The organism is Pseudomonas sp. PS1(2021) (assembly GCF_020405165.1).
Lineage (GTDB): Bacteria > Pseudomonadota > Gammaproteobacteria > Pseudomonadales > Pseudomonadaceae > Pseudomonas > Pseudomonas aeruginosa.
Window position 1 is genome coordinate 4164238 of record NZ_CP084484.1, and the last position, 23263, is coordinate 4187500.

General features: G+C 67.5%; 20 protein-coding genes and 2 rRNA genes (1 of these 22 cut by a window edge). 7 read left to right on the plus strand and 15 right to left on the minus strand.

The window, feature by feature from the left end; translation table 11 throughout:
• Positions 1-64: 64 nt before the first annotated feature.
• The 8 genes from lapA to gspG form a co-directional block, all read right to left on the minus strand.
• Positions 65-1171 (minus strand): alkaline phosphatase LapA, encoded by a 1107-nt coding sequence (gene lapA, locus LE197_RS20005; RefSeq protein WP_003112123.1) that lies wholly within the window; start codon positions 1169-1171, stop codon positions 65-67.
• A 513-nt stretch (positions 1172-1684) separates the two neighbouring features.
• The gene (gene gspF / locus LE197_RS20010) at positions 1685-2899 is read right to left on the minus strand and encodes a type II secretion system inner membrane protein GspF (protein ID WP_003112721.1); all 1215 of its coding nucleotides are present in this window, start codon (positions 2897-2899) and stop codon (positions 1685-1687) included.
• Complete coding sequence (gspE, locus tag LE197_RS20015; protein WP_003112722.1) at positions 2899-4308, minus strand: type II secretion system ATPase GspE; 1410 nt, start codon at positions 4306-4308, stop codon at positions 2899-2901. The genes gspF and gspE overlap by 1 nt, the downstream gene beginning before the upstream one ends.
• Positions 4305-6716 carry a type II secretion system secretin GspD gene (gene gspD, locus LE197_RS20020; RefSeq protein ID WP_023093652.1) on the minus strand — a complete coding sequence of 804 codons (2412 nt, stop codon included), beginning with the start codon at positions 6714-6716 and terminating at the stop codon, positions 4305-4307. The genes gspE and gspD overlap by 4 nt, the downstream gene beginning before the upstream one ends.
• Positions 6713-7306 (minus strand): type II secretion system protein M, encoded by a 594-nt coding sequence (locus LE197_RS20025; RefSeq protein WP_003111906.1) that lies wholly within the window; start codon positions 7304-7306, stop codon positions 6713-6715. The genes gspD and LE197_RS20025 overlap by 4 nt, the downstream gene beginning before the upstream one ends.
• Positions 7293-8504: a type II secretion system protein GspL gene (gspL, locus tag LE197_RS20030; protein WP_023093653.1), complete on the minus strand. Its 1212-nt coding sequence runs from the start codon at positions 8502-8504 to the stop codon at positions 7293-7295. Before gspL ends, LE197_RS20025 begins: the two co-directional genes overlap by 14 nt.
• Positions 8501-9466, minus strand: a complete 966-nt coding sequence (gene gspK / locus LE197_RS20035; RefSeq protein WP_003162711.1) for a type II secretion system minor pseudopilin GspK — start codon at positions 9464-9466, stop codon at positions 8501-8503. The genes gspL and gspK overlap by 4 nt, the downstream gene beginning before the upstream one ends.
• Positions 9467-9473: 7 nt before the next feature.
• Positions 9474-9923, minus strand: coding sequence for a type II secretion system major pseudopilin GspG (gene gspG, locus LE197_RS20040; protein ID WP_003085349.1), 450 nt, complete (start codon positions 9921-9923; stop codon positions 9474-9476).
• A gap of 233 nt (positions 9924-10156) precedes the next feature.
• Here gspG and gspI point away from each other — a divergent pair, with 233 nt between their 5' ends.
• Positions 10157-10531, plus strand: coding sequence for a type II secretion system minor pseudopilin GspI (gene gspI / locus LE197_RS20045; RefSeq protein ID WP_003085347.1), 375 nt, complete (start codon positions 10157-10159; stop codon positions 10529-10531).
• A gap of 2 nt (positions 10532-10533) precedes the next feature.
• On the opposite strand, the gene LE197_RS20050 is transcribed toward gspI, so the two are convergent.
• The gene (locus LE197_RS20050; protein WP_004366502.1) at positions 10534-10965 is read right to left on the minus strand and encodes a type II secretion system protein N; all 432 of its coding nucleotides are present in this window, start codon (positions 10963-10965) and stop codon (positions 10534-10536) included.
• A 146-nt stretch (positions 10966-11111) separates the two neighbouring features.
• On the opposite strand from LE197_RS20050, the gene gspH reads away from it, so the two are divergent.
• Together gspH and LE197_RS20060 are read left to right on the plus strand one after the other, a co-directional pair.
• Complete coding sequence (gene gspH / locus LE197_RS20055; protein WP_003106853.1) at positions 11112-11561, plus strand: type II secretion system minor pseudopilin GspH; 450 nt, start codon at positions 11112-11114, stop codon at positions 11559-11561.
• Positions 11545-12186 (plus strand): type II secretion system protein J, encoded by a 642-nt coding sequence (locus LE197_RS20060; protein ID WP_023093654.1) that lies wholly within the window; start codon positions 11545-11547, stop codon positions 12184-12186. Before gspH ends, LE197_RS20060 begins: the two co-directional genes overlap by 17 nt.
• A gap of 9 nt (positions 12187-12195) precedes the next feature.
• On the opposite strand, the gene vreR is transcribed toward LE197_RS20060, so the two are convergent.
• From vreR to vreA, 3 genes are all read right to left on the minus strand, one after another.
• Positions 12196-13155, minus strand: coding sequence for an anti-sigma factor VreR (gene vreR / locus LE197_RS20065; RefSeq protein WP_023093655.1), 960 nt, complete (start codon positions 13153-13155; stop codon positions 12196-12198).
• A 69-nt stretch (positions 13156-13224) separates the two neighbouring features.
• A complete protein-coding gene (gene vreI / locus LE197_RS20070) occupies positions 13225-13770 on the minus strand; it encodes an RNA polymerase sigma factor VreI (protein ID WP_003085329.1) in 546 nt (181 codons plus the stop codon).
• On the minus strand, positions 13767-14483 hold the full coding sequence (vreA, locus tag LE197_RS20075; RefSeq protein ID WP_003120815.1) for a TonB-dependent outer membrane receptor VreA: 717 nt from the start codon (positions 14481-14483) through the stop codon (positions 13767-13769). Before vreA ends, vreI begins: the two co-directional genes overlap by 4 nt.
• 165 nt (positions 14484-14648) lie before the next feature.
• Here vreA and LE197_RS20080 point away from each other — a divergent pair, with 165 nt between their 5' ends.
• The gene (locus LE197_RS20080) at positions 14649-14969 is read left to right on the plus strand and encodes a hypothetical protein (protein ID WP_003116538.1); all 321 of its coding nucleotides are present in this window, start codon (positions 14649-14651) and stop codon (positions 14967-14969) included.
• Between the two features lie 117 nt (positions 14970-15086).
• Here the strand turns inward: LE197_RS20080 and pigA are convergent, their stop codons facing one another.
• A complete protein-coding gene (gene pigA / locus LE197_RS20085; protein WP_003085321.1) occupies positions 15087-15683 on the minus strand; it encodes a biliverdin-producing heme oxygenase PigA in 597 nt (198 codons plus the stop codon).
• 251 nt (positions 15684-15934) lie between these two features.
• Between pigA and imuA the strand changes: the two genes are divergently transcribed.
• Genes imuA through dnaE2 form a run of 3 tightly spaced genes read left to right on the plus strand, consistent with a single transcriptional unit; the run spans position 15935 to position 21034 of the window.
• Complete coding sequence (imuA, locus tag LE197_RS20090; protein WP_031627677.1) at positions 15935-16540, plus strand: translesion DNA synthesis-associated protein ImuA; 606 nt, start codon at positions 15935-15937, stop codon at positions 16538-16540.
• Positions 16541-16547: 7 nt separating this feature from the next.
• Positions 16548-17963, plus strand: a complete 1416-nt coding sequence (locus LE197_RS20095) for a Y-family DNA polymerase (protein WP_003116540.1) — start codon at positions 16548-16550, stop codon at positions 17961-17963.
• Positions 17939-21034 carry an error-prone DNA polymerase gene (gene dnaE2 / locus LE197_RS20100; protein ID WP_073666691.1) on the plus strand — a complete coding sequence of 1032 codons (3096 nt, stop codon included), beginning with the start codon at positions 17939-17941 and terminating at the stop codon, positions 21032-21034. Before LE197_RS20095 ends, dnaE2 begins: the two co-directional genes overlap by 25 nt.
• A gap of 354 nt (positions 21035-21388) precedes the next feature.
• Here the strand turns inward: dnaE2 and rrf are convergent.
• A 5S ribosomal RNA gene (gene rrf / locus LE197_RS20105) occupies positions 21389-21504 on the minus strand.
• A gap of 143 nt (positions 21505-21647) precedes the next feature.
• Positions 21648-23263: ribosomal RNA gene (locus LE197_RS20110) — 23S ribosomal RNA — on the minus strand (it continues 1268 nt past the right edge of the window).

Consider the following 23263-nt stretch of genomic DNA (forward strand, 5'->3'; position numbering starts at 1 on the left):
CAAGAAAAAAGACCGGCAGCCATAGGGCTGCCGGTCCTCGTATCGATTCGCCTAGGCGAAGCGCTTACGGGCGGCCTTTGGTGTTGCAGACGTTGGTGTTGCCGATGGCCAGGTTTTCGCTGGTGCCGGTGTAGAAGGCGCTCACGATGGCGCTCTTCCAGGCCGGAGTCAGCGGGATGAAGCCATGGGCGGCAACTGCGGCGTTGGTGGTAGTGCCACCGTAGTGCTTGTTGATGAAGGCGCGGACGTCGGTGGAAACGCTGGCGTCCTTGTAGCACTGGCCGAAGACGAAGTTGGTGTAACCGACGATGGAGTAGCCGGCGCTCGGATTGGTGAACACCGGAACCCACTTGCTGGGGTCCGCACGGTCGGCGGCGTTGGCCGGCGGAGCCACGCTGCCCAGGGCAGTGGAAACGTTAGCCTGGGTCGGCAGGTTGCCGTTCACACGGGAAACCTCGGCGTTGCTGTTGATGTTCACCGCATCCGGGCTGACATAGCCGAGGGAACCGTTGGTTGCCTTGACGGTCGACACCACGGTGGAAGTGGCGGCGACGCCAACCCAGTTGCTCGGCAACGTACCGCCGGCCGGCAGACGGGCGTTGGTAAAGGTCGAGTTGGTGGCGAAGCGAGTCGGGCAGATCGAGTTCAGGTGGCGGGTGAACAGTTCGGTGGTGCCGCTGCTACCGGTGCGGTAGACGATGCGGATCGGCGTGCTGTCGGTAGTGCCCAGCAGTTGACCCCAGGTGGTCTTGGCGCCGGAGAAGGCGTCGCAGAGTTGGGCGCTGGTCAGGTTGAGCGTGGTGTTGCCGTCCTTGCGATAGGGCACGGTGACCGAGGTGGCTACCGACGGGATCTGGATCAGCGGACCGTAGGTGCCGTTGTAGTTGCTGTTGTAGGTGGTCAGTTCGCTACCGCTCAGGACCGAGTCGCTACCAGCATAGTGAACGGTACCGGTGGTGCCGAACAGCGAGGAGTTGTTGGTCAGGAAAGCGTTCTTGCCGGTGCCGCTGCCGGTCACGGCATAGCTGAAGTTGGCCGGCAGGATGCTGTCGGCGGAGCCTTTGTACAGCTCGGCCGGCAGGGAAGCGCCACCGCCGGTGACGGCCATGGCTTGGGCGGATACGAGGGCGGCCACGCTCAGCGAGGCAGCGATCAGAGAGCGCTTGAACATGAAGAATCTCCTTTCATCGTGGTGTTGGTACGTTGAGGAAGTCGTCTTGCATGAGGCGGCGCCGTGCTTGCCGGGCTTTGCATCCCTAGCCGGTCGAAGGGGCCGCTGGGGATAAAACTCGCAAGTTCCGGTGACAGATCGGGGAAAAAATCTCGGGAGCATCGAATTGTTTTCGCAGCCTTTCCTCGGGTGTTCGCAGGCTCTGCGCCGGGCCTTTTCGCGGGACCTGCGAGGTTCCGCGAGCGCCTCCCGGCGGCCGGCCCGCGACGGCCATGGCGCGCCCTCGGGGCAACCTCGCTGAAACATGCACCCGAGCCCTGGCGAGAGGCCACACGGGTTGATGACAGCGAGAGGAAGGCCTGCTTGCACAGGCCCCTCCCGTAGGGCGGATTACGCCAGCGGCGTTATCCGCCGATACCTCTCTTCGGAAGACTGCTGAGACGCCCCATCCCCACGGCGGATAGCCGCGAGCGGTTAATCGCCCAGCACGGGAAGGGCTTGTTCAGGCACGGACTACTGGACCAGTTGGTTCATCTCGATGATCGGCATCAGCACCGCCATCACGATGGTCAGCACCACGCCGCCCATGACCACGATCATCAGCGGCTCGAGCAACGCGGTCATGCCCATGGCGCGGCGCTCGATGTCGCGCGACAGGGTCTGCGCCGCGCGGTCGAGCATCGGCGGCAGCGCACCGGTCTTCTCGCCGCTGGCGATCAGGTGGGTGAGGATCGGCGGGAACACCTGCCGCGTGCGCAGCGCCGAGGCCAGCGAGACACCTTCGCGAACCTGCGCGGTGGCCTCCTCCACCGCCTGCGCGAGGCAGTCGTTGGCCAGCGTCTGGCGCGCCGCATCGAGCGCGCGCAGCAGCGGTACGCCAGCGCTGCCGAGGATCGCCAGGGTGGAGGCGAAGCGCGCGGTATTCACCCCGAGCACGAAGCGTCCGAGCAGAGGCAGGCGCAGCACTCGCCGGTGCCAGCCGAGCCGCGCCTGCGGGTCGCGCAGGTACAAGCGCCAGCCCCAGTAAGCGCTACCGATGGCGCCGGCGCAGAGCCAGCCCCAGGCGCGCACGAAGTCGCTGGCCTGGAGCATCGCCCGGGTCAGCGCCGGCAGGTCCTGGCGCGCCTGGGAGAAGGCGCTGACCACCTGCGGCACCACGTAGCCGAGGAGGAAAATGACGATGCCGATGGAGACCACGCCGACCACCGCCGGGTAGATGAACGCGGTGAGGATCTTGCCGCGCAGGGCGTTGCGTTCCTCGATGTAGTCGGCCAGGCGCTCCATCACCTGGGCCAGGTCGCCGGACTCCTCGCCCGCAGCCACCAGCGCCCGGTAGATTTCCGGGAAGTCCCGCGGCCGTGCGGCAAGGGCGTCGGCCAGGCGCATGCCGCCGCGCACGTCGCTGCGCACGGCGCTCAGGGTCTGGGCGATGTGCTTGCGCTCGGCCTGGTCGAGGGTGGCGCTCAGCGCCGCCTCCAGCGGCAGGCTGGCGGCCAGCAGGCTGGCCAGCTGGCGGGTGGCCCAGGCCAGGTCGCCGTCGGACAGGCGCGGGGCGAACAGCGCGCCCGCCCCTTGCCCGGTCCCGCCGCCAGCCTGCTCGCGGACCTCCAGCGGGGTCAGGCCGCGGGCGCGCAGTTGGCCGAGGGCGCCACGCTGGCTGTCCGCCTCCAGGGTGCCGGTCTCGATCCGGCCCTGGGCGTCGGCGGCTTCGTAACGGAAGGTCTGCATCAGGCGTCCCGGGTCACGCGGAGGATTTCCTCCAGGGTGGTGGAGCCGCTGGCGATCCAGCGCTCGCCGTCCTCGCGCATGCTGCGCATGCCGGCCGCGCGGGCGGCTTCGCGGAGATCCTGCTCGGCGCGGCCCTGGTGGACCAGGCGGCGGATCTCGTCGTCGATCACGAACAGTTCGTGGATGCCGGTGCGCCCGCTGTAGCCGGTCTGGTTGCAAGCCGGGCAGCCGACCGCGCGCCAGCCGCCGTCCTCTTCGACCCGGCAATGCGTGCACAGGCGCCGCACCAGGCGCTGGGCGAGTACGCCAAGCATCGACGAGGCGAGCAGGAACGGCTCGACCCCCATGTCCACCAGCCGCGTCACTGCCGAAACCGCGTCGTTGGTGTGCAGCGTGGCCAGCACCAGGTGCCCGGTGAGCGAAGCCTGCACGGCGATCTGCGCGGTCTCCAGGTCGCGGATCTCGCCGATCATGATGATGTCCGGGTCCTGCCGGAGGATCGCCCGCAGGGCTACGGCGAAGGTCATGTCGATGCGCGCGTTGACCTGGATCTGGCTGATCCCCGGCAGGTCGTACTCCACCGGGTCCTCGACGGTGAGGATGTTGCTGGTGCTGGCGTCGAGCCGCGCCAGGGCGGCGTAGAGGGTGGTGGTCTTGCCGCTGCCGGTGGGCCCGGTGACCAGCACGATGCCGTGCGGCTGGCGGATCAGGTTGTCCAGCGGCGCCAGCACGCCGGGAGCCATGCCCAGGGTCTCCAGCCTCAGGCGTCCGGCCTGCTTGTCGAGCAGGCGCATCACCACCCGTTCGCCGTGGCCGGTGGGCACGGTGGAGACGCGAATGTCGATCGGCCGCCCGGCTACCCGCAAGGCGATGCGGCCGTCCTGGGGCAGGCGTTTCTCGGCGATATCCAGCTGCGCCATGATCTTGATCCGCGACACCAGCGCCGCGTGCAGCGCCTTGCGCGGCGCGACCACGTCGCGCAGGGCGCCGTCGACGCGATAGCGCACCACCGAATGGGTCTCGAAGGGCTCGATGTGGATGTCGCTGGCCTCATCGCGCGCGGCCTGGGTCAGCAGCGCGTTGATCATGCGGATCACCGGCGCGCCATCCTGGGTGTCGAGCAGGTCGGTAACCTCGGGGATATCGTCCATCAGGCGGTCGAGGTCGACCTCGCTCTCCGCCGCGCCGACCACCGCCGCGGCGCTGCCGGTATCGGAGTAGGCGCTGGCCAGCAGGGTGTCGAGCTCGTCGTCGCGGACGCTCTCCAGGCTGGCCGGCGCATGCCGCTGGCGCACCTCGCTGATCGCCCAGCCGGGCGTGCGCGGGCTGACCAGCAGGGTCGCGCCATGCTCGCCCGGCCGCAGCAAGGCGCGCTGCGCCTTGGCCCAGGCGTAGGGCAGCAGGCTCATAGCGGCGCCGCCTCGCCCAGCGGTACCGCGCGCAGCGGCCGCGGGCTCGGGCGCAAGTCGTAGGCGGCCTGCGGGATGCCCTGCTGCGCCGGCGGCAGCACCGGAGCCTGCATGTCGCCGACGCTCCAGTCGTGGCGCGGCTGCACGCGCTGCTGGGCGCGGCGGATGAAGTCGTAGCGGTTGAGGGTGATGCTGCGGCCGGCGGCGGCGTCGCGGACGATGTAGGGACGCAGGAAGACCATCAGGTTGGTCTTGGTCCGCGAGCGCTTCTGGTAGCGGAACAGCGAACCGACGCCGGGGAGGCTGGAGAGTCCGGGAACACCGTCGGTGTTGTCCTGCACGTTGTCCTGCAACAGGCCGCCGAGGACCATGATCTGGCCGTCGTCGAGGAGGATGCTGGTATCGATCGCGCGCTTGTTAGTGACCACCCCGGCGGCGGTGCTGGCGCGCTCGTCGACGCTGCTGACCTCCTGGTAGACGTCGAGCTTGACCGTGCCGCCCTCGGAGATCTGCGGACGGATGTTCAGCTTCAGGCCGACGTCCTCGCGCTGGATGGTCTGGAACGGGTTGTTGCTGGTACCGCCGCCGTCGGTGACGTACTGGCCGCTGACGAAGGGTATGGTCTGGCCGACCATGATGCTCGCCGACTCGTTGTCCAGGGTCAGCAGGTTCGGGGTCGACAGGACGTTGGTGCCGCCGCGGCTCTTCAGCGCCCGGGCGAGCACCTTGAGGTCGAGGATCTTGCCGATCCCGGGGATGTCCACGGTGCCATCCACCAGGCCGATGTTGAGCCCCTTGGGCAACACGTCGATGGTGTTCTTGCCGGCCGTGTTCAGCGCCGACTGGCCGAAGTTGACCCCGCCGAACACGCCGTTGCCGCCGAGGTTGCCGGCCTGCCACTGGATGCCGAACTCGCTGGAGTCGTCTTCGCTGACCTCGACGATCAGGCTTTCGATCACCACCTGGGCGCGGCGCTGGTCGAGCAGGTCGATGACTTCGCGGAGGTTGCGGTACAACGGCTCGGGTGCGGAAATCAGCAGGGTGTTGGTGGTGGCGTCGGCCTGTACGGTGACCCCGCCGGCGGAGAACGCCGAGTTCTCCTCGCCCATCGCACCGGGTCCGGCGCCGCCCTGGCCGCTGCCCATCGCACCATAGGCGCCGCCGCTGCGGTTGCTGCCGCCCAACCCGCTGGAACCGCTGCCCGTGGTATTGCCGCTGGTTCCCAGGCCCTGGCTACCAGTACCGCTGTTGCCGCTACCGAGCATGCCGCCGCCGCTCAGGCGCGCGCGCTGCTGGTCGCCCTCGTTGCCCTCGCCGCCGCTGTCGCCGGTGATCAGCCCGCGCAGGGCCTGGGCCAGGCGGGTCGCCTGGGCGTTGCGCAAGTAGACCACATGGAGGTTGCCGGGATTGCTTTGCACGCTGTCCAGCTTGCCGATCAGGTCGCGCGCCAATTGCGTGCGCTCGGGGCTCGGCGAGCGGATCACGATGCTGTTGGAGCGTGGGTCGGCGAGCACCACGGTCTTCTGGCCCTGCTCGGCGCCGCCGCTGCCCTGGCTGTCGAGCAGTTCGGAGACGGTGCTGGCGATGTCCACCGCGATGCCGTTCTGGATCGGCACCACGTCGGTGTCGCTGGCGCTGGGGATGTCGATGCTGGCGATGATCCCGGCGACCCGGTCGAGGTTTTCCGCGTAGTCGGTGACCACCACGGTGTTGTTCCCCGGATAGGCATTGATCGGGTTGTTCTGCGCGACGATCGGGCGCAGCACCGGGATCAGGTTCACCGCGTTCTCGTAGCGCAGGCGGAAGGTCCGCGTGACCATGCCGTTGGCCGCCGGCCGGTCGGCGCCGTAGACCGGCCCGCCGAGCAGCTTGGCGTCGGCCTCCGGCACCACCTGGCTGACCCCGTCGACGTCGACCACGCTGAAGCCCTGCATGCGCAGGGCGCTGGTGAGCATGCGGTAGGCGGTGCGCGCCGGCACCTGGCCTTCGGAAACCAGGGTCAGCTTGCCCTTCACCCGCGGGTCGACCAGGAACTGCCGGCCGGTGGCGCGCGACAGCGCGCGCACCACCGCTTCCACCTCGGTATCGACGAAATTCAGGCTGACCGGCTGCTCGCCGAGTTCGGCCGCTGCCGCTGAGACCGGAGCCACGGCACCGGAGCGCGCTACGCCGCGCCCGGCACTCAGCGCGCGGCGGGCCTGCTCGGCCTGGGGCCGCTCGCGGACGTCGGCGCTGCGCAACGGCGCACCGGAGCGGACACTGCTCAGCGGCCGGCCGACTTCCTCGTCGGCCGGGGGCACGCCGGGGACCTTCGGCGTCTCGCTACACGCCGCGACCAGCAGCGCGCCCAGCGCCACGCCCAGTACAGGCCAACGACGCCGGGCATGGTGGAAAGCTGATTGCCTCATGGGGAATCCTTGGGAGCGGAAGACGACTGCAAATGGATCGAGGCGGACACCAGCCCGCCGGACGGCTCGCTCGAAGAGCCAGAGCGCTCCTCGGAAGGAGCGTCGAGACGCGTCACCTGCGCCTCGCTGACGCTCAGGCGCAACGCCGCCGGGCTGCGCGCCAGCCAGCGCAGCAAGGCCTCGCCGGACACGCTGGCGAAGTCCAGTTGCCATTGGCCCGGTTGCGGGGCGTCCAGTTGGAAACCGTCGAGTCCCTGATCGCGCAGGCTGCGACGGATCGCCTCGGCGTCCGCCGTACCGCTCAGGGTCGGACCGCGCAACGCCTCGACCTCGCGCAACACGCCGTCCACCGCCGCGGCCTGCGCACGCAGGCGCGGCAGCTCGGCTTGCCAATGCTCGATCCGCGCCAGCGGCGGATCGATGAACACTTGCCAGGTCAGCGCCAGGCATAGCGCCAGGCCACCGCCGGCGAGAATCTTGCGCTCGCGCGGCGCCAGTTGCCGCCAGTAGGCCTGCAGCCGCAGCAGCAGGGGACTCCAGCGCTGCGCCGGGGTATTCAGTAGGCCCGCCAGGCGCTTATTCATCTTCATCGGCAGCCGCCTCGGCAGTGCCACTGTCTGCCGCGCCAGCGGCCGGCGCTGGCGGCGCTTCCATGGCGCGCACCTGCCAGCCCTTGTCGGAGGCATCGGCCTGCAACCCGTGCTTGCCCAACTCGCCCTGCCAGGCAGCGGCATCGCCGCCTGGCGGTCCCGGCAGCAGCTCCAGGTCCAGTTCGCCGGCGTGGTAGTCCAGTCGTTGCAGGCGTCCGGCGAGGAACGGCATCGCCTCGCCGGCGCCATGCAGCAGCGCGGCCAGCCCCGGTACGGCATCGCCATCGGCCTTGCCGGCCAGATAGGCGTCGCGTCGCTCGCGAGCCTGGCGCAACGGATCGAGCACCACCGGCAGTTCCGGGAAGGCCTGCTGCACGCGTTGACTGCTCTGCCGTTGCAAGGACTGGCCCTGCCCGGCCAGTTGCCCGGCGTACAGGTTCAGACCGGCGACCCACACCAGCAAGGCCAGGGCAGCGCAGAACAGGGGCATCTTCCAGGTGCCGTTGCCGGCGCTCGTCGCCGGCGCTTTCAGCGCCAATCCCCACGGACTGGCGGGCCCGCTCCAGCGCAGCGCTTCGTCCAGCATCTCGGCCCGCTCCAGGGCTGCGGAGCGCCACGCCGGACGCTCGCCCAGCCAGAACAGCCGCAACTCCTGCGGGACCTCAGCGAGGCCCTGCTCCGGCAAGGGATGGACCACAGCGTCGCTCAGCGAGCGGCGCAACAGCAGATGGCCGTCCCACTCGCCGGCCACCCAAGCGTCATCGCGCAACGGCAGGAGGAACGGCGCGGCCTGCACCTCCCGCACGTCGAGCCGCAGCCGCTGCACGGCCTGCTCCAGCGAGGCCAGCGCCGACGCCTCCAGCCACCCCAAGGTCAGGCGCCCGTCGGCACCGCGCGGGCCGTGGGCCAGGCGTAGCTGCGCCGGATCGCCGAGGACCAGCGCCTCGGCCGCGCAGTTCACCGCGGCGGCGAGCTTCGCCGCAGGCAGCGCCGGCAGTTCGAGACTGACCAGGCGGCAATCGCGCGGATGCAGGAACAGCGCCACCGGCAATCCCTGGCGCCGCCGCGCCAGTTCCGCGAGCGAGACCTCGATTCGTTCCTGCACCGCGCCGCGCGCATCCAGGCGCAAACAATGCAGCGGCGCCGCCTCGGCGAACTCGTTCAGCGGCGGCAGCAGGCAACGCCAGGCGGCCTTCATGAGCCCACCCTCATCCAGTTGACCGCCGTGCTTTCACCGGCCTTGCGCTGCACCAGGGCTTGCAGGCGCACCTCTTGCCGGTCGCGCCGAGCATAGGCGGTGAGCAGGAACCAGTCGCTGGTGATCCCGACCTTCACCGACTGCGCCTGCAATTGCGGCATGTTCAGGCGGTTGACGAAGTCGCCGCGATTGAGGAACCAGCGGCCCCGGTCGCGCTCGCCGAGCACCCGCCGCGCCTGGTCCAGCCCGAGGCCGGGGACACAGGCGGCGAGCACTTCGGCGCGCGCGGTGTTGCCGTTGATCCAGGTGGTTTCGGGCAGGATGGTGACGTAGGGCCGCAGGCGCTCCAGGGTCGCCGGCGGAATGCCCAGCCGCGCCAGGTCGTCGAGACGCCTGAGCGCCGGCATGCGCGCCGGAAGCGCACGCAACACGGCGCCCGGCGAAGTCTCGCGGCCGCTGTCGAAGCCTGCGGGTTGCGTCTCGGCCGGCGGCGCTTCGGCGGGCAGCCGTGCATAGGAGGCGAGGACCCGCTCGACGATCAGCCGCGCCTCCTTCGGGCGCACGCCGAGCAGACCGGCGAGGCGTTCGAAGTTCGCTCGTTCCTGGAGATCGGGGCGCTGGTCGACCAACAGGTTGCGCAGGTTGAACTTGCCCTGCTCGTCTTCCAGTTGGCCGTTGAACGGCAATTCGGCGCTGCTCAGACGCAAGCCACGCATCGGTTGCGCCCAGCGCTGGTCGAGGCGGGTCAGCGGGTCGCGGCGGCTGTCCTCGAGCAGCAACTGGCGGCTCCATTCCAGGCCGCCGCGCAGCATCCAGCCGGCCTGGATGCGTAGCTGCTCGCTTTCCAGGGCGCGGATGAATGCGCTCTGGCGGGCGATCAGGCCGGCGGCTATGACCGCGACCACGGTGACGATCAGCAGCGCGCTGATGATCGCCATGCCGCGCTGGCGATGACCGTTCATGGCGCGCTCAGAGCTGCCAGGAGCCGATGTCGGCGTTGATGCCCTCGCCGCCCGGCTGCCCGTCGGCGCCGAGGGAGAACACGTCGATCTCACCGTTCACGCCGGGATTCAGGTACTGGTAGGGCTTGCCCCAGGGGTCGTTGGGCAGGCGCTCCAGGTACGAGCGCCAGTTGCTCGCCGAGGCATCGGCAGGGCGCTCCGCGAGCACCTTCAAGCCCTGCGCCTGGCTCGGATAGCGGCCCTGGTCGAGGCGGTAGAGCTTGAGCGCCTGCATCAGCCCGGAGATGTCCTGGCGCGCTGCGGTGGCGCGGGCCTGGTCGGGACGGTCGAGCACCTTGGGCACCACCATCGCGGCGAGGATGCCGAGGATCACCACCACCACCATGATCTCGATCAGGGTGAAGCCCCGCTGTCCCCGATGTCCTTTCGGGCTGGAGCTGAACTGCACGACATCCATCTCGACACTCCTCGGCATGGTTCGATTCGCCGCGGATTGTTTCAGGAAGATATGTCAACGATATTGAAAATCCTCGGGTGCGCCGCTCTTCCGGAGGCGCCCGCAAGGCCCTGGAGCCGGGCTTTCCGGCAGGCGCCGGGGATGGCTCGCGGGGGCGCCCTCCCGAGCTTTTGTCAGGGATCGGTCAGATTTCCCGGCTAGCCTGGAAGTCCCCTTTCGCCGACCTTTCCGCGATGTCCACGCGCCTGTCTTCCCGCGGTTTCACCCTGATCGAAGTGCTGGTCGCGCTGGCCATCGTCGCCATCGCCCTGGCCGCGGCGATCCGCGCGGTGGGCCTGATGACCGACGGCAATGGTCTGTTGCGCGACAAGTCGCTGGCCCTGCTGGCAGCGGAGAGCCGGCTCGCCGAGCTACGCCTGGGCGTCGGCGCGGCTCCGGGAAACAGCGATTTCGAATGCTCCCAGGGCCGCCTGCGGTTGTACTGCGAACAACGCGTCGAGGCCACCGACGACCCCGCGCTACTGTGGGTGGAAATCCGTGTGCGCACGCAGCGCGAACAGGCGGTGCCGCTGGCGCGCCTGAACACCCTGCTGAGCCGCTCCCGGTGATCTCAACCGCGCTTGAGGGTAGCCAGCGGCGGCGGTTCGGCGAGCCGCTGCATGGCCACCCGGCGAACCTCGCCGTTCTGCTCGATGAGCACCGCGTCGGCCTCGATCCGCCGCACCTTCGCCGCACGTGCCAGGACCTCGCCCTCGCGATAGGCCTGGGCCGGCGCGCCGTTCACCGAGAGGATGGCGATCGCCGCGGGACCACCGCTGATCAATCCCGCCAGTTGCACCTCTACCTCACCGGAAGGCGCCGCGAACCAGCGTTGAGCGGCGTCCTCGCCGCTGGGCGGCGGAACGTCGGCGACCTCGGCCTGGACCACGCCGGGAATCGGCGCCAGCAACAGATAGCCCCAGAACAGCAGGCCGGCGAGGATCGCCAGCACGGCGGCGAACTGGACCAGGCGGGGCGGATCGATACGGGGCATGGCCGGCATGGCGGGCTCTCCTGGCGTATGGGCGACGGGCGCCACGAACGGCGCCCCGGCACCAGCCTAGCGCGGAATTCTCTCCGTTATGTTTCACACGCCGATCATCTTCGTCGGGCACTCTGGAAACCTCTCTCTTCGCGGAGCGGCATCCGGTGAGGCGACCCCGGCAAGGCGGTTTCACCCTGATCGAACTGATGGTGGTGCTGGTAATCGTCGGCATCGCCACGGCGGCCATCAGCCTGAGCGCCCGCCCCGACCCGACGGGCCTGCTGCGCCAGGATGCCGCGCGCCTGGCGCGGTTGCTGGAAATAGCCCAGGGCGAAGCGCGGGTACGCGGTACGCCGATCCTCTGGCAGCCCAGCGCCAAGGGCTATCGCTTCAGCCCGCAGGCCTATCGCGGCAAGACCGACGCCTTCGCCGCCGACACCGAATTGCGCGCGCGCGACTGGCAGGCCGCGCCGCTGCGGGTCAGCGTGCGCCCGCCGCGACCGGTGTTGCTGGACGCCGAATGGATCGGCGCGCCGTTGCGGATAACGCTCTCCGACGGCCAACACAGCGTCACCGTGCTGCGCGAGGCGAACGGCCATGTCCGGGTACGCTGAACGCGCGACGACGCGGCGCCGGCAAACCGGCTTCACCCTGATCGAGGTGATGGTCGCGATCATGCTCATGGCCATCGTCAGCCTGATGGCCTGGCGCGGCCTGGACAGCATCGCCCGGGCCAGCGCGCACCTGGAGGACAGCACCGAGCAGGGCGCCGCGCTACTGCGCGCGCTGAACCAACTGGAGCGCGACATCGCCCTGCACAGCGCCATCCGGGAGGAGACCGGCCTGCCCAGCGGCGACGAGCCGATCCGGGCCGGCGACAGCCTGCCGCCCGGACTCGCACTGAAGCGCCTGAGCGAGATCCCATTGCGCCTGGACATCGTCCGCGCCAGTACCGAGCCAGGCGCGCCGCTGCAGCGCGTGCGCTGGTGGCGACAGGGCAAGGTCCTCTACCGCGCCGCCTCGCCCAGCGGCGACCGCCTGCCGTTGCCGCCGCTGGCGGAGCGGGTGGCTGTGCTGGACGACGTGAGTCGGTTCGAGATCCGTGCCTGGGTGCCGGGAAAAGGCTGGGCGCGCCTGCCGGCACGCAGCAAAGTCCGCGCCAGCGGACTGGAGATCAGCCTGGCGCGGGTCACCCGCAACGGCGTGGAGCGCTATCGACGGGTGGTGGCCCTGCAATGAAGCGGTGGCTCAGCCGAGCAGCACCACCCCGCCCGGCAGGCGGGTGACCTCGATGCCATAGGCATCGCGGATCAGGGTCGCCACGTCGGCCAGTTGATCGAGGCTGAAACGGGCCTGGACCCGACGTCGGCCAAGGGCCTTGTCCAGCAGCAGGAGCATGCCGGGACGGTAGCGGTTGATTTCGTCGATCACCGTGGCCAACGGTACGTCGTTGAACACCAGCATGCGCTCGCGCCAGGCCATCACCTCGGCAACGTCGAAAGGCACCGGCGGACCGTTGCGTCGCTCGTCGAAGGTCAGCTGCTGGCCGGCCTGGAGGTCCAGGCGCTGGCCGAGGTGTTCGAGCCGCACGCTGCCCTCCAGGCAGGTCACCACGCAGACGTCACCGCTGCTGCGCACATTGAAGCGGGCCCGGCTGGCGCTCAGCCAGGCGCTCCCGGCCATCACCCGCAGGCTGCTCTGCGGCGGGTGGCTGGCGATGATCTCGGCCTCGCCGCCGAGCAGTTCGATGGTTTCCTGCTGCTCTTGATTGCGCCGCACGTTCAGGCGGGTGCGGGTGTTCATCTCGATCCGCGTCTCGCCGCTCACCTGCACCTGGCGTTGCTCGCCGACCGCCGTGACGTAGTCGGCGCCGCCCAGGCCATGGTCGAGCAGCGACGGGCGCAAGACGAACAACGCCACCGAGGCGGCCAGCGCACCGCCGACGAACCAGCGACGACCGAAACGCCTCGGCGCGATCTGCGCCACGGCCGGCGACTCCAGCGGCAGAGCGGCGGCACTGCCGAGTGCCTGCCAGAGATCGCGCGCCTCGACGAACGCTCGCAGGTGTTGCGGGCTGCGCGCACACCACTGGCGGAAGGCCCGCGCGTCGCCCTGGGTGACGCGTCCGGAGGTCAGGCTGATCACCCAGGCGTGCGCTTCGGGGCGAAGGTCGCCGGTTTCATCGGCGGCGGAGTCTGAGGCTGTCATGACTGTGCTGTACGGACACCGGAATGGCTCATGGGAGGGATATGGCGGCGGTTTTCCACCTGCTTATGCTTATGACGGTTTTCCGGCCCCGGGACCGAACCTCTGGATGACTTTTCTTTCCAGGCGCTCCGCGCAGAACCACAGGGCGGCCTTGAGTTCCTTCTCCACGGTGCGGGTGGAAATGCCGAAGCGACGGGAGATTTCCGCATGCGGCGTCTCTTCCAGGCGCGAGGCGATGAGAATCTGCCGACGCCGCGCCGGCAGTTCGCAGAGCGCCTCCAGCAGGCGACGGATCTCGGCGTGACCGCCGACGATACGCTCCGGGTCGAGGCCTTCGTCGGCCACCTGCAACAGTTCCGCCACCTCCTCCCCGGTGAGCAGGCGGGCGTCGCCCTCGCGGCGGTCGGCGGCAATGTTCAGGGCAATGCGGAACAGGTAGGCCTGGGGCTTCTTGACCTCCAGGGCATCATCCAGCCGGTCGACTCTCAGGTAGGTTTCGTGCAGCACGTCGCACGCCAGGTCCTCGGAGCCCAGGCGCCGTTTCAGGCGCGCCTTGAAGTCGTCGTAGGAGGCGAGGAACAGCTTCACCATCGCGCTTTGCCGCGAATCGCTCATGACCCTCCCACTCCCTCCGTCAGCTTGCATTCCATGGCCTTGCCCGTCGTCTTCGGCAGCAACAGGATGGTCAGCGGCTGGGCCAGCGTAGCGGGCGTCGCCTGCATCACCCGCACGCCGCGCAGGCTTTCCACCAGGGCGCTGTCCCGCTGCGGGTCGCCGGTCGAACCGAGCAGGCGACTGTGGCGAACCTCGCCGAAGCGACCGATCCAGAGTTGCAGCACCGCGCGATAGGTACCCGGACGAGTGCGCGGCGAGCGGCACAACTGTTCTTCCAGCGCCGCCTGGACCGCTCCCGCGTAGCGGCGATCCAGCGGCTGCTCGACCTTCGGCATCTCTGCCGGTAGCGGCGCAGCGTTCCTGACGGCCTGCGCCGGCAGCAGGGTGAACGCTTCCTGGCTGGTGTAGCGCGCCATCAGGCCGGTTCCGCCGAGCAGTCGGGTCAGGGCGTCGCTGGCGGTGAAGCGCCCCTGCAAGCGGGCCGAGCGCCGTCCACGGGCCAGCTCGCCATCCACCAGAACCGCCATTCCCGTCACCCCGCTGTAGGTCACCAGCGCCGATGCCAGGCTCTGCGGAGGAATATCGAACGCGTGCACCGCCAGGCGCAACGGCGGCCTGCCGCCATCGCCCGGCACGGCGCCGGACGCCGGCAGCAGCATGCCGAGACCGAGCAACGACACTGCGCACGACCTTGCCACCCCGAGGATCGACATCAACGGATTCCAGTCCGAACTACCCGGTTCAGGCCAGATGGCCATCACCCAGGAGGGACATCCTGATGGCACTGTGTGACTGTGGTGTGACGGTACCTGCGGTGACATGTTTTCACCGATTGCCGTATAAGCGGGAAACCACCATCCCAGCGCGGGAGAATCGCCATGCACCGTTCATCGCAGGTTCTGCCGGCCCTGATCCTGGGCCTGGCCATGAACGCCACCCTGGCCGACGAGCCGACGCCGCCGGCGAACTGCATCAACACCGAGGTCAACGGCTACCAGGCTTTGTCCTATGAATGCCTGAGCCAGCAGATGGCCGATCCTGACAGCGCGGCCAGGGCCCGCCGCGAACAGGAGCTGGATTCCGCCGCCATCGTCCGGCGTCCGCCAAACCAGCTCGGCCTGTACAACCAATCGGCGACGCGCATTCGCCTGGGCACCTCGTTCGGCAACTCAGTGGAAGCGCAGCGGCCGCCTCGCTAAGGGCTTCCGCAGGTCCGCGTTCCTGGCCGGCGGCGCAAGACAAAAAACCCCGGCAACCAGGCCGGGGCAATCGTCGTCGGCGAGGTTGGCCGCCGATCAAAGGACAAGGAACGCCCCTCAGGCGAAGGTACGCTCCAGCAGGTCGCCGAAACGATTGAAGGCATCGCTGGCGCCCTTGGCGGCCAGGCGCTCTTCTTCCTCGTTCAGCTCGATGCCGTCGAGGATCGCCACGAAGCTCTTCCAGCCTTGCGCGCGGCCGCCTTCCGGTTCGGCCAGATGGCGGGCGCCGAAGTTCTCGTCGAGTTCGAGCGCGGCGGCTTTCTTGAACAGGAACGCAGCGCCCAGCTTCGAACCTTCGGAAACGAACAGCCAGCCCAGTGCCTCGGCCAGGCTCAGGTCGGCCTCGCGCACGCTCTGGTCGCCCTCCGGCACCGGATGGCCGAGGTCCGCCAGGTCTGCACGAGCGGCGTCGTCGCGGGCGCGGGAAGCCAGGCCGGGGAACAGGCGGGCCAGCGCTTCGTTGCGATAAAGCGGCTCCAGGTCATGCTGGAAGAGGTACTGGGCGGCGACGAAGCGGGCGAAATTGTCCCGGCTGGCGAAGGGTTCCTTGCTTTTCACCAGGCTCTCCAGGCGCTGGTGCGGCTCGTTGGTCAGCAGGTTGAGGCGTTGCGAACGCAGGTTTTGCCGAGTGGATTCAGGGGCCAGGGTATCCATAGGGGAATTCCTTTCGAGGGACGGAACGCACTGGGCCGACATAGCGCGCCCAGGATCAATAACGATTCTCAATTATATTCGTTATTGAATCTCAGTGTCACATGAAAGGATGCCGACCGACTGCCATTGACCAGAAAAGGACTACAGCAAATACTGTATTTACATACAGCATTCGAGTTATTTCCTTGGCCTCCCTTTCATCCGTAGCCGACATCACCCCACCCGCAGCCGTCGCCGGACGAGGCAATGGCATAGCGCTGAGTGCGCTGCTCGACGCGCGTAGGATCTGGAAAGGCCAGTCCGCCGTACCGGCCGGCGCTTCCCTGCCCACCGGGCATGCGCGCCTGGACGCACTGCTGCCCGGCGGCGGTTGGCCGGAGCATGCCCTGAGCGAAATCCTCCATGCCCGCGACGGTGTCGGCGAACTGCAACTACTGATGCCGACCCTCGCTCGCCTGACCCAGGCGCAACGTCGTGTCGTCCTGGTCGGCGCCCCCTACGTACCTTATCCGCAGGCCTGGCTGGCCGCCGCGGTCGACCTGCGCCACCTGGTCCTGCTGCAGGCCAGCGGACGCGACGCCTTGTGGGCTGCCGAACAGTGCCTGCGCTCGGGCAGTTGCGCCGCAGTGCTGTGCTGGCCGCAGCAGGCCGACGACCGCGCCCTGCGCCGCCTCCAGGTCGCCGCCGAAAGCGGTCAGGCCCTGGGTTTCGCCTATCGCCCCCTGCGCGAAGCGGTCAATCCTTCGCCGGCAGCGCTACGCCTGTGCATCGAAACCCGCCCCCCACGCCTGCGCATCCTCAAGTGCCGGGGCGGCCTCGCGCCGGCGACCGCCCTGCCGGCCAGCGCCTGGCAATGAGGCGGCCATGCTCTGGGCTTGCATTCTCCTGCCGCAACTGGCCATGGACAGCGCGCTGCGTCAACGGAGCAATCCCGACGCACCGCTGGCGCTGCTCGGCGGCCCAGCGCAGCGCCGGCAGTTGCAGGCGGTCAACCCTGCGGCACGCGCGCTCGGCCTGAAGCCCGGTCAATCGCTGATCGCCGCCCAGGCCCTGAGCCGGGACTTCGCCACGGCGGAATACGACCTCGCCGCCGTGGAGCGCTGGCAGGCCTTCCTCGCCGCCTGGGCCTACGGTTTCAGCTCGCAGGTCAGCCTGCACTATCCGCGTGCGCTGCTGCTGGAAGTGCAGTCCAGCCTTGCCCTGTTCGGCCCCTGGCCACGCTTCGAGGCCCGCTTGCGCAAGGAACTCACGGCGCTGGGCTTCCGCCATCGCCTGTGCCTGGCGCCGAACCCGGTGGCGGCGAGGGTCCTGGCGAACAGCCACGACGGCCTGGCCATCGAGGACGAGACAGCGCTGCAACGCCAGTTGTCCGCCCTTCCGCTGGACCGCCTGGGACTCTCGCGGGAGCTGGCCGTCGCCCTCGGACGCATGGGACTGCGCCATCTGCGCCAGGTCCTCGAGTTGCCGCGCGCCGCCCTGGCCCGTCGCTTCCCAGCCGAACTGCTGTTGCACATCGACCGCCTCTGCGGCCGCAGCCCACTGGCGCTGGAGCACTACCGGCCGCCGGACACCTTCGACCTGCGCATCGAACTCAATTTCGACGTGGAATCGCACCAGGCCCTGCTCTTCCCCCTGCGACGGCTGAGCGCCGATCTCGCCGCCTTTCTCGCCGGACGCGACAGCGGCGTGCAGCGCTTCACCCTGCACCTGGAACATCACGGGCGCGCCGACAGCCAGGTCACGGTCGGCCTGCTCAGCGCCGAACGCGAGGCGGCCATGCTCTTCGAACTGACCCGCGGCCGTCTCGAACAGCTGCAACTGCCCGCCCCCGTGCATGCCGTGCGCCTGGAGGCCCGCGAGCTGCCTCCTTTCACGCCGCAGCACCGCGAACTGTTCGACGAGCGCCCACAGCAGTATCTCGGCTGGGAACAGTTGCGGGAACGCCTGCGCGCGCGGCTGGGCGACGAGGCGGTACAGGGCCTGAGCGCCGTCGCCGAACACCGTCCGGAGCGAAGCTGGCGGCCGCACAGCTGCGACAGGGCGCAATCGCCGGCAGCCTGCGGCCTCCGCCCCGGCTGGCTGCTGGCGGAGCCACGCCCCCTCGGCGAGGCCTTGCCCACCGTGCTGGCCGGCCCGGAGCGGATCGAGTCGGGCTGGTGGGATGGCGAAGACATCCGCCGCGACTATTACCTGGTGGAAACCCGCAGCGGACAACGTGCCTGGGTCTATCGCGAGGTCGGCAGCGAAGGGCCGCTGTGGCTGCATGGCTGGTTCGCATGAGCGCCTACGCCGAACTGCATTGCCTGTCCAACTTCAGTTTCCAGCGCGGCGCCTCCAGCGCCGCGGAACTCTTCGCCCGTGCAGCACGCCTGGGCTATCGGGCCCTGGCGATCACCGACGAATGCAGCCTGGCCGGTATCGTGCGGGCCTGGCAGGCGGCGCGGGAGCATCAGGTACAACTGATCGTCGGCAGCGAAATCCGCCTCGAACAGGGGCCCAAGCTGGTCCTCCTGGCGGAGGACCTGGAGGGCTACCAGAACCTCTGTCGCCTCATCACCCGCGGCCGGCGACAAGCCGACAAGGGCCACTACCGGCTGCTGCGCGAAGATCTGCAACAGCCGCTCGCCGGCCTGTTGGCGATCTGGTTGCCGAACGACCATGGGGACGAGCAGGCTGCCTGGCTCCGCGAACGCTTCCCCCAGCGCCTTTGGCTGGGCGTCGAGTTGCATCGCGGCGCCGATGACGATGCCCGCCTGGACAAACTGCTCGCGCTCGCCTCGCATCTCCGGCTACCGCCCGTGGCCTGCGGCGACGTCCACATGCACGCCCGCGGCAGGCGAGCCCTGCAGGACTGCATGACAGCGATCCGCAACCATCTGCCGGTCAGCGAGGCCGGCGCCTATCTCTTCCCCAACGGGGAACGCCACCTGCGTACCCTGGAGGCCCTGCAGGGGATCTACCCGCAAGCCCTGCTGGCGGAAACCCTGAAGATCGCCGAACGCTGCCGGTTCGATCTGGAACAGCTGAAATACCAGTACCCACGCGAATTGGTACCGGCCGGACACGACCCGGCGTCATGGCTCCGCCATCTCACCGAACAGGGCATCGCCAGGCGCTGGCCGAACGGCGCGAGCGCCAAGGTCCGCAAGCAGATCGAGAGAGAACTCGAGCTGATCGCCGAACTGGGCTATGAAAGCTATTTCCTCACCGTGCAGGACATCGTCGCCTTCGCCCGGGGCCGGAAAATCCTTTGCCAGGGCCGCGGCTCGGCGGCCAACTCGGCAGTGTGCTTCGCCCTCGGCATCACCGAGTTGGACCCGGACCGGACCAACCTGCTGTTCGAGCGCTTCCTTTCCCGCGAGCGCAACGAACCACCGGACATCGACGTGGATTTCGAGCACGAGCGCCGCGAGGAGGTCATCCAGTACGTTTTCACACGCTACGGACGCCAGCGCGCGGCGCTGACCGCGGTGGTCAGCACCTACCACGGCGCCGGCGCGGTGCGCGACGTAGCCAAGGCCCTGGGTCTGCCGCCCGAGCAGGTCGACGTCCTGGCCAACTGCTGCGGCCGCTGGAGCGACCAGGCCCCCAGCGCCGAACGCCTGGAAGAGGCCGGCTTCGATCCGCAGAGTCCGATCCTGCGCCGGGTGCTGGCCCTGACCGACGAGTTGATCGGTTTTCCGCGCCACCTCTCGCAGCACCCCGGCGGCTTCGTCATCTCCGAACAGCCATTGGACACCCTGGTCCCGGTGGAGAATGCCAGCATGGCCGAGCGCACGGTGATCCAGTGGGACAAGGACGATCTCGACGCGGTCGGCCTGCTCAAGGTCGACGTCCTCGCCCTGGGCATGCTCAGCGCCCTGCGCCGCAGCTTCGACCTGATCCACGCGCTGCGCGGCGGCAAGCGGTTGAGCATCGCCAGTATCCCGAGCGAAGACCCGGCCACCTACGAAATGATCAGCCGCGCCGATACCATCGGTGTGTTCCAGATCGAATCGCGCGCACAGATGGCCATGCTGCCACGCCTGCGCCCGCAGAAGTTCTACGACCTGGTGATCCAGGTCGCCATCGTCCGGCCGGGGCCGATCCAGGGCGACATGGTGCATCCTTACCTGCGCCGGCGAAACGGTGAAGAGCCGGTGGCCTATCCATCGGCCGAACTGGAGAAGGTCTTCGAACGTACCCTGGGCGTCCCGTTGTTCCAGGAACAGGTCATGGAACTGGCGATCGTCGCCGCCGACTACACGCCGGGCGAGGCGGACGAACTGCGTCGTTCGATGGCCGCCTGGAAGCGTCATGGCGGCCTGGAACACCACCGCGAGCGGCTGACCCGGGGCATGCTCGCCAAGGGCTACGAGGCCGACTTCGCAGCGCGCATCTTCGAGCAGATCAAAGGCTTCGGCAGCTACGGTTTCCCTGAATCCCACGCCGCCAGCTTCGCCCTGCTCACCTACGCCAGCAGTTGGCTGAAACGTCACGAGCCGGCGGCCTTCGCCTGCGCCTTGATCAACAGTTGGCCGATGGGCTTCTACAGCCCCGACCAGTTGCTCCAGGACGCCCGCCGCCACACCCTGCAGACACGCCCGGTGGATGTCCGCCACAGCGGTTGGGATTGCAGCCTGGAGCCGTTCGGCCAGGCGCAACCGGCCATACGCCTCGGCCTGCGGATGATCCGAGGCTTTCGCGAGGAGGATGCCAGGCGTATCGAGCAGGTCCGGGAGGCCCAGCCGTTCCTCGACGTGCACGATCTCGGCCGACGCGCCAGGCTCGACGCCCGGGCCCTGGAGTTGCTGGCCGATGCCGGCGCCCTGCGCGGTCTCGCCGGACACCGGCACAAGGCGCGCTGGGCCGTCGCCAGCGTCGAGCCGCAATTGCCACTGTTCGCCGAAGGGACCGTCATCGAAGAAACCACGGTCAGCCTGCCGCTGCCTTCGCGCGGCGAGGAACTGCTGAGCGATTACGCTCTCCTCGGCACCACCCTCGGCCCGCATCCGCTGAAACTCTTGCGTGGACAGCTCAAGGCCTGCCGCTGCCGCGACTCCCGCGAACTGGCGAAACTGGGACATGGACGACCGATACGGGTCGCCGGCCTGGTGGTCGGCCGGCAGCGCCCACAGACCGCCAGCGGCATTACCTTCATCACCCTGGAGGACGAGTTCGGCATGCTCAACGTGGTGGTCCGGCACGACCTCGCCGAACGGCAGAGGCGGCCATTCCTCGAGTCCCGGCTGCTGCAGGTGGAGGGCATCCTGGAGTCCTCCGGCGAGGTGCGCCACGTCATCGCAGGGCGCCTGCATGACCTGACCCCTCTACTCACCGGCCTGGACGTCCGCAGCCGGGATTTCCATTGAGACAAAGAAAAAGGCAGCTCGAGAGACGAGCTGCCTTGGGATGGCCAACAGGGATGGCCACGAAGGGGGGAGCGCTCAAGATACTGTTTATTCATACAGTAAATCAAGCGATTCCCTTCATCGGAAGCCACCTTTCGTCTTTCTCCTCGAAGCGAGGCTCTAACTCGCGGATCGGGATCGGTACGGCGAACGCAAGAGCGCCAGCGCCATGCGGCCCCCCCCGGACTCTCGCTACGCTAGACGCGAAAGAGGACATGCCAGGAGGGTTTCGGCAAGGTGAACAGGAAGCACGCCTTTTTCCGCGCGCAAAAGCAAAACCCCCGGTCATCGCTGACCAGGGGTTTTGGGATAGGAGCTTGACGATGACCTACTCTCACATGGGGAGACCCCACACTACCATCGGCGATGCGTCGTTTCACTTCTGAGTTCGGGAAGGGATCAGGTGGTTCCAACGCTCTATGATCGTCAAGCAATTCGGTTGGATATCCGTTCGCTTGGGCTTACGTCTATCCGGATTCAGGTATGTGATTTCAAGGTGTTTGCGGTTCATGCGAACTTTCGGTTCGTCGACTTCACCTTACAACACACAATCGTCAGATTGTTTGGGTGTTATATGGTCAAGCCTCACGGGCAATTAGTACTGGTTAGCTCAACGCCTCACAACGCTTACACACCCAGCCTATCAACGTCGTAGTCTTCGACGGCCCTTCAGGGAATCAAGTTCCCAGTGAGATCTCATCTTGAGGCAAGTTTCCCGCTTAGATGCTTTCAGCGGTTATCTTTTCCGAACATAGCTACCCGGCAATGCCACTGGCGTGACAACCGGAACACCAGAGGTTCGTCCACTCCGGTCCTCTCGTACTAGGAGCAGCCCCTCTCAAATCTCAAACGTCCACGGCAGATAGGGACCGAACTGTCTCACGACGTTCTAAACCCAGCTCGCGTACCACTTTAAATGGCGAACAGCCATACCCTTGGGACCGGCTTCAGCCCCAGGATGTGATGAGCCGACATCGAGGTGCCAAACACCGCCGTCGATATGAACTCTTGGGCGGTATCAGCCTGTTATCCCCGGAGTACCTTTTATCCGTTGAGCGATGGCCCTTCCATACAGAACCACCGGATCACTAAGACCTATTTTCGTACCTGCTCGACGTGTCTGTCTCGCAGTCAAGCGCGCTTTTGCCTTTATACTCTGCGACCGATTTCCGACCGGTCTGAGCGCACCTTCGTACTCCTCCGTTACTCTTTAGGAGGAGACCGCCCCAGTCAAACTGCCCACCATACACTGTCCTCGATCCGGATTACGGACCAGAGTTAGAACCTCAAGCATGCCAGGGTGGTATTTCAAGGATGGCTCCACGCGAACTGGCGTCCACGCTTCAAAGCCTCCCACCTATCCTACACAAGCAGGCTCAAAGTCCAGTGCAAAGCTACAGTAAAGGTTCACGGGGTCTTTCCGTTCAGCCGCGGATACACTGCATCTTCACAGCGATTTCAATTTCACTGAGTCTCGGGTGGAGACAGCGCCGCCATCGTTACGCCATTCGTGCAGGTCGGAACTTACCCGACAAGGAATTTCGCTACCTTAGGACCGTTATAGTTACGGCCGCCGTTTACCGGGGCTTCGATCAAGAGCTTCGCTTGCGCTAACCCCATCAATTAACCTTCCGGCACCGGGCAGGCGTCACACCCTATACGTCCACTTTCGTGTTTGCAGAGTGCTGTGTTTTTAATAAACAGTCGCAGCGGCCTGGTATCTTCGACCAGCCAGAGCTTACGGAGTAAATCCTTCACCTAGCCGGCGCACCTTCTCCCGAAGTTACGGTGCCATTTTGCCTAGTTCCTTCACCCGAGTTCTCTCAAGCGCCTTGGTATTCTCTACCCGACCACCTGTGTCGGTTTGGGGTACGGTTCCTGGTTACCTGAAGCTTAGAAGCTTTTCTTGGAAGCATGGCATCAACCACTTCGTCATCTAAAAGACGACTCGTCATCAGCTCTCGGCCTTGAAACCCCGGATTTACCTAAGATTTCAGCCTACCACCTTAAACTTGGACAACCAACGCCAAGCTGGCCTAGCCTTCTCCGTCCCTCCATCGCAGTAACCAGAAGTACAGGAATATTAACCTGTTTCCCATCGACTACGCTTTTCAGCCTCGCCTTAGGAACCGACTAACCCTGCGTCGATTAACGTTGCGCAGGAACCCTTGGTCTTTCGGCGTGGGTGTT

Excerpts from the sequence above, each read along its gene's own strand:
- lapA (WP_003112123.1), bottom strand. The coding sequence starts at position 1,171 with ATGTTCAAGCGCTCTCTGATCGCTGCCTCGCTGAGCGTGGCCGCCCTC.
- gspF (WP_003112721.1), bottom strand. The coding sequence starts at position 2,899 with ATGCAGACCTTCCGTTACGAAGCCGCCGACGCCCAGGGCCGGATCGAG.
- gspE (WP_003112722.1), bottom strand. The coding sequence starts at position 4,308 with ATGAGCCTGCTGCCCTACGCCTGGGCCAAGGCGCAGCGCGCCTTGCTG.
- gspD (WP_023093652.1), bottom strand. The coding sequence starts at position 6,716 with ATGAGGCAATCAGCTTTCCACCATGCCCGGCGTCGTTGGCCTGTACTG.
- LE197_RS20025 (WP_003111906.1), bottom strand. The coding sequence starts at position 7,306 with ATGAAGATGAATAAGCGCCTGGCGGGCCTACTGAATACCCCGGCGCAG.
- gspL (WP_023093653.1), bottom strand. The coding sequence starts at position 8,504 with ATGAAGGCCGCCTGGCGTTGCCTGCTGCCGCCGCTGAACGAGTTCGCC.
- gspK (WP_003162711.1), bottom strand. The coding sequence starts at position 9,466 with ATGAACGGTCATCGCCAGCGCGGCATGGCGATCATCAGCGCGCTGCTG.
- gspG (WP_003085349.1), bottom strand. The coding sequence starts at position 9,923 with ATGGATGTCGTGCAGTTCAGCTCCAGCCCGAAAGGACATCGGGGACAG.
- gspI (WP_003085347.1), top strand. The coding sequence starts at position 10,157 with ATGTCCACGCGCCTGTCTTCCCGCGGTTTCACCCTGATCGAAGTGCTG.
- LE197_RS20050 (WP_004366502.1), bottom strand. The coding sequence starts at position 10,965 with ATGCCGGCCATGCCCCGTATCGATCCGCCCCGCCTGGTCCAGTTCGCC.
- LE197_RS20060 (WP_023093654.1), top strand. The coding sequence starts at position 11,545 with ATGTCCGGGTACGCTGAACGCGCGACGACGCGGCGCCGGCAAACCGGC.
- vreR (WP_023093655.1), bottom strand. The coding sequence starts at position 13,155 with ATGACAGCCTCAGACTCCGCCGCCGATGAAACCGGCGACCTTCGCCCC.
- vreI (WP_003085329.1), bottom strand. The coding sequence starts at position 13,770 with ATGAGCGATTCGCGGCAAAGCGCGATGGTGAAGCTGTTCCTCGCCTCC.
- vreA (WP_003120815.1), bottom strand. The coding sequence starts at position 14,483 with ATGTCGATCCTCGGGGTGGCAAGGTCGTGCGCAGTGTCGTTGCTCGGT.
- LE197_RS20080 (WP_003116538.1), top strand. The coding sequence starts at position 14,649 with ATGCACCGTTCATCGCAGGTTCTGCCGGCCCTGATCCTGGGCCTGGCC.
- pigA (WP_003085321.1), bottom strand. The coding sequence starts at position 15,683 with ATGGATACCCTGGCCCCTGAATCCACTCGGCAAAACCTGCGTTCGCAA.
- LE197_RS20095 (WP_003116540.1), top strand. The coding sequence starts at position 16,548 with ATGCTCTGGGCTTGCATTCTCCTGCCGCAACTGGCCATGGACAGCGCG.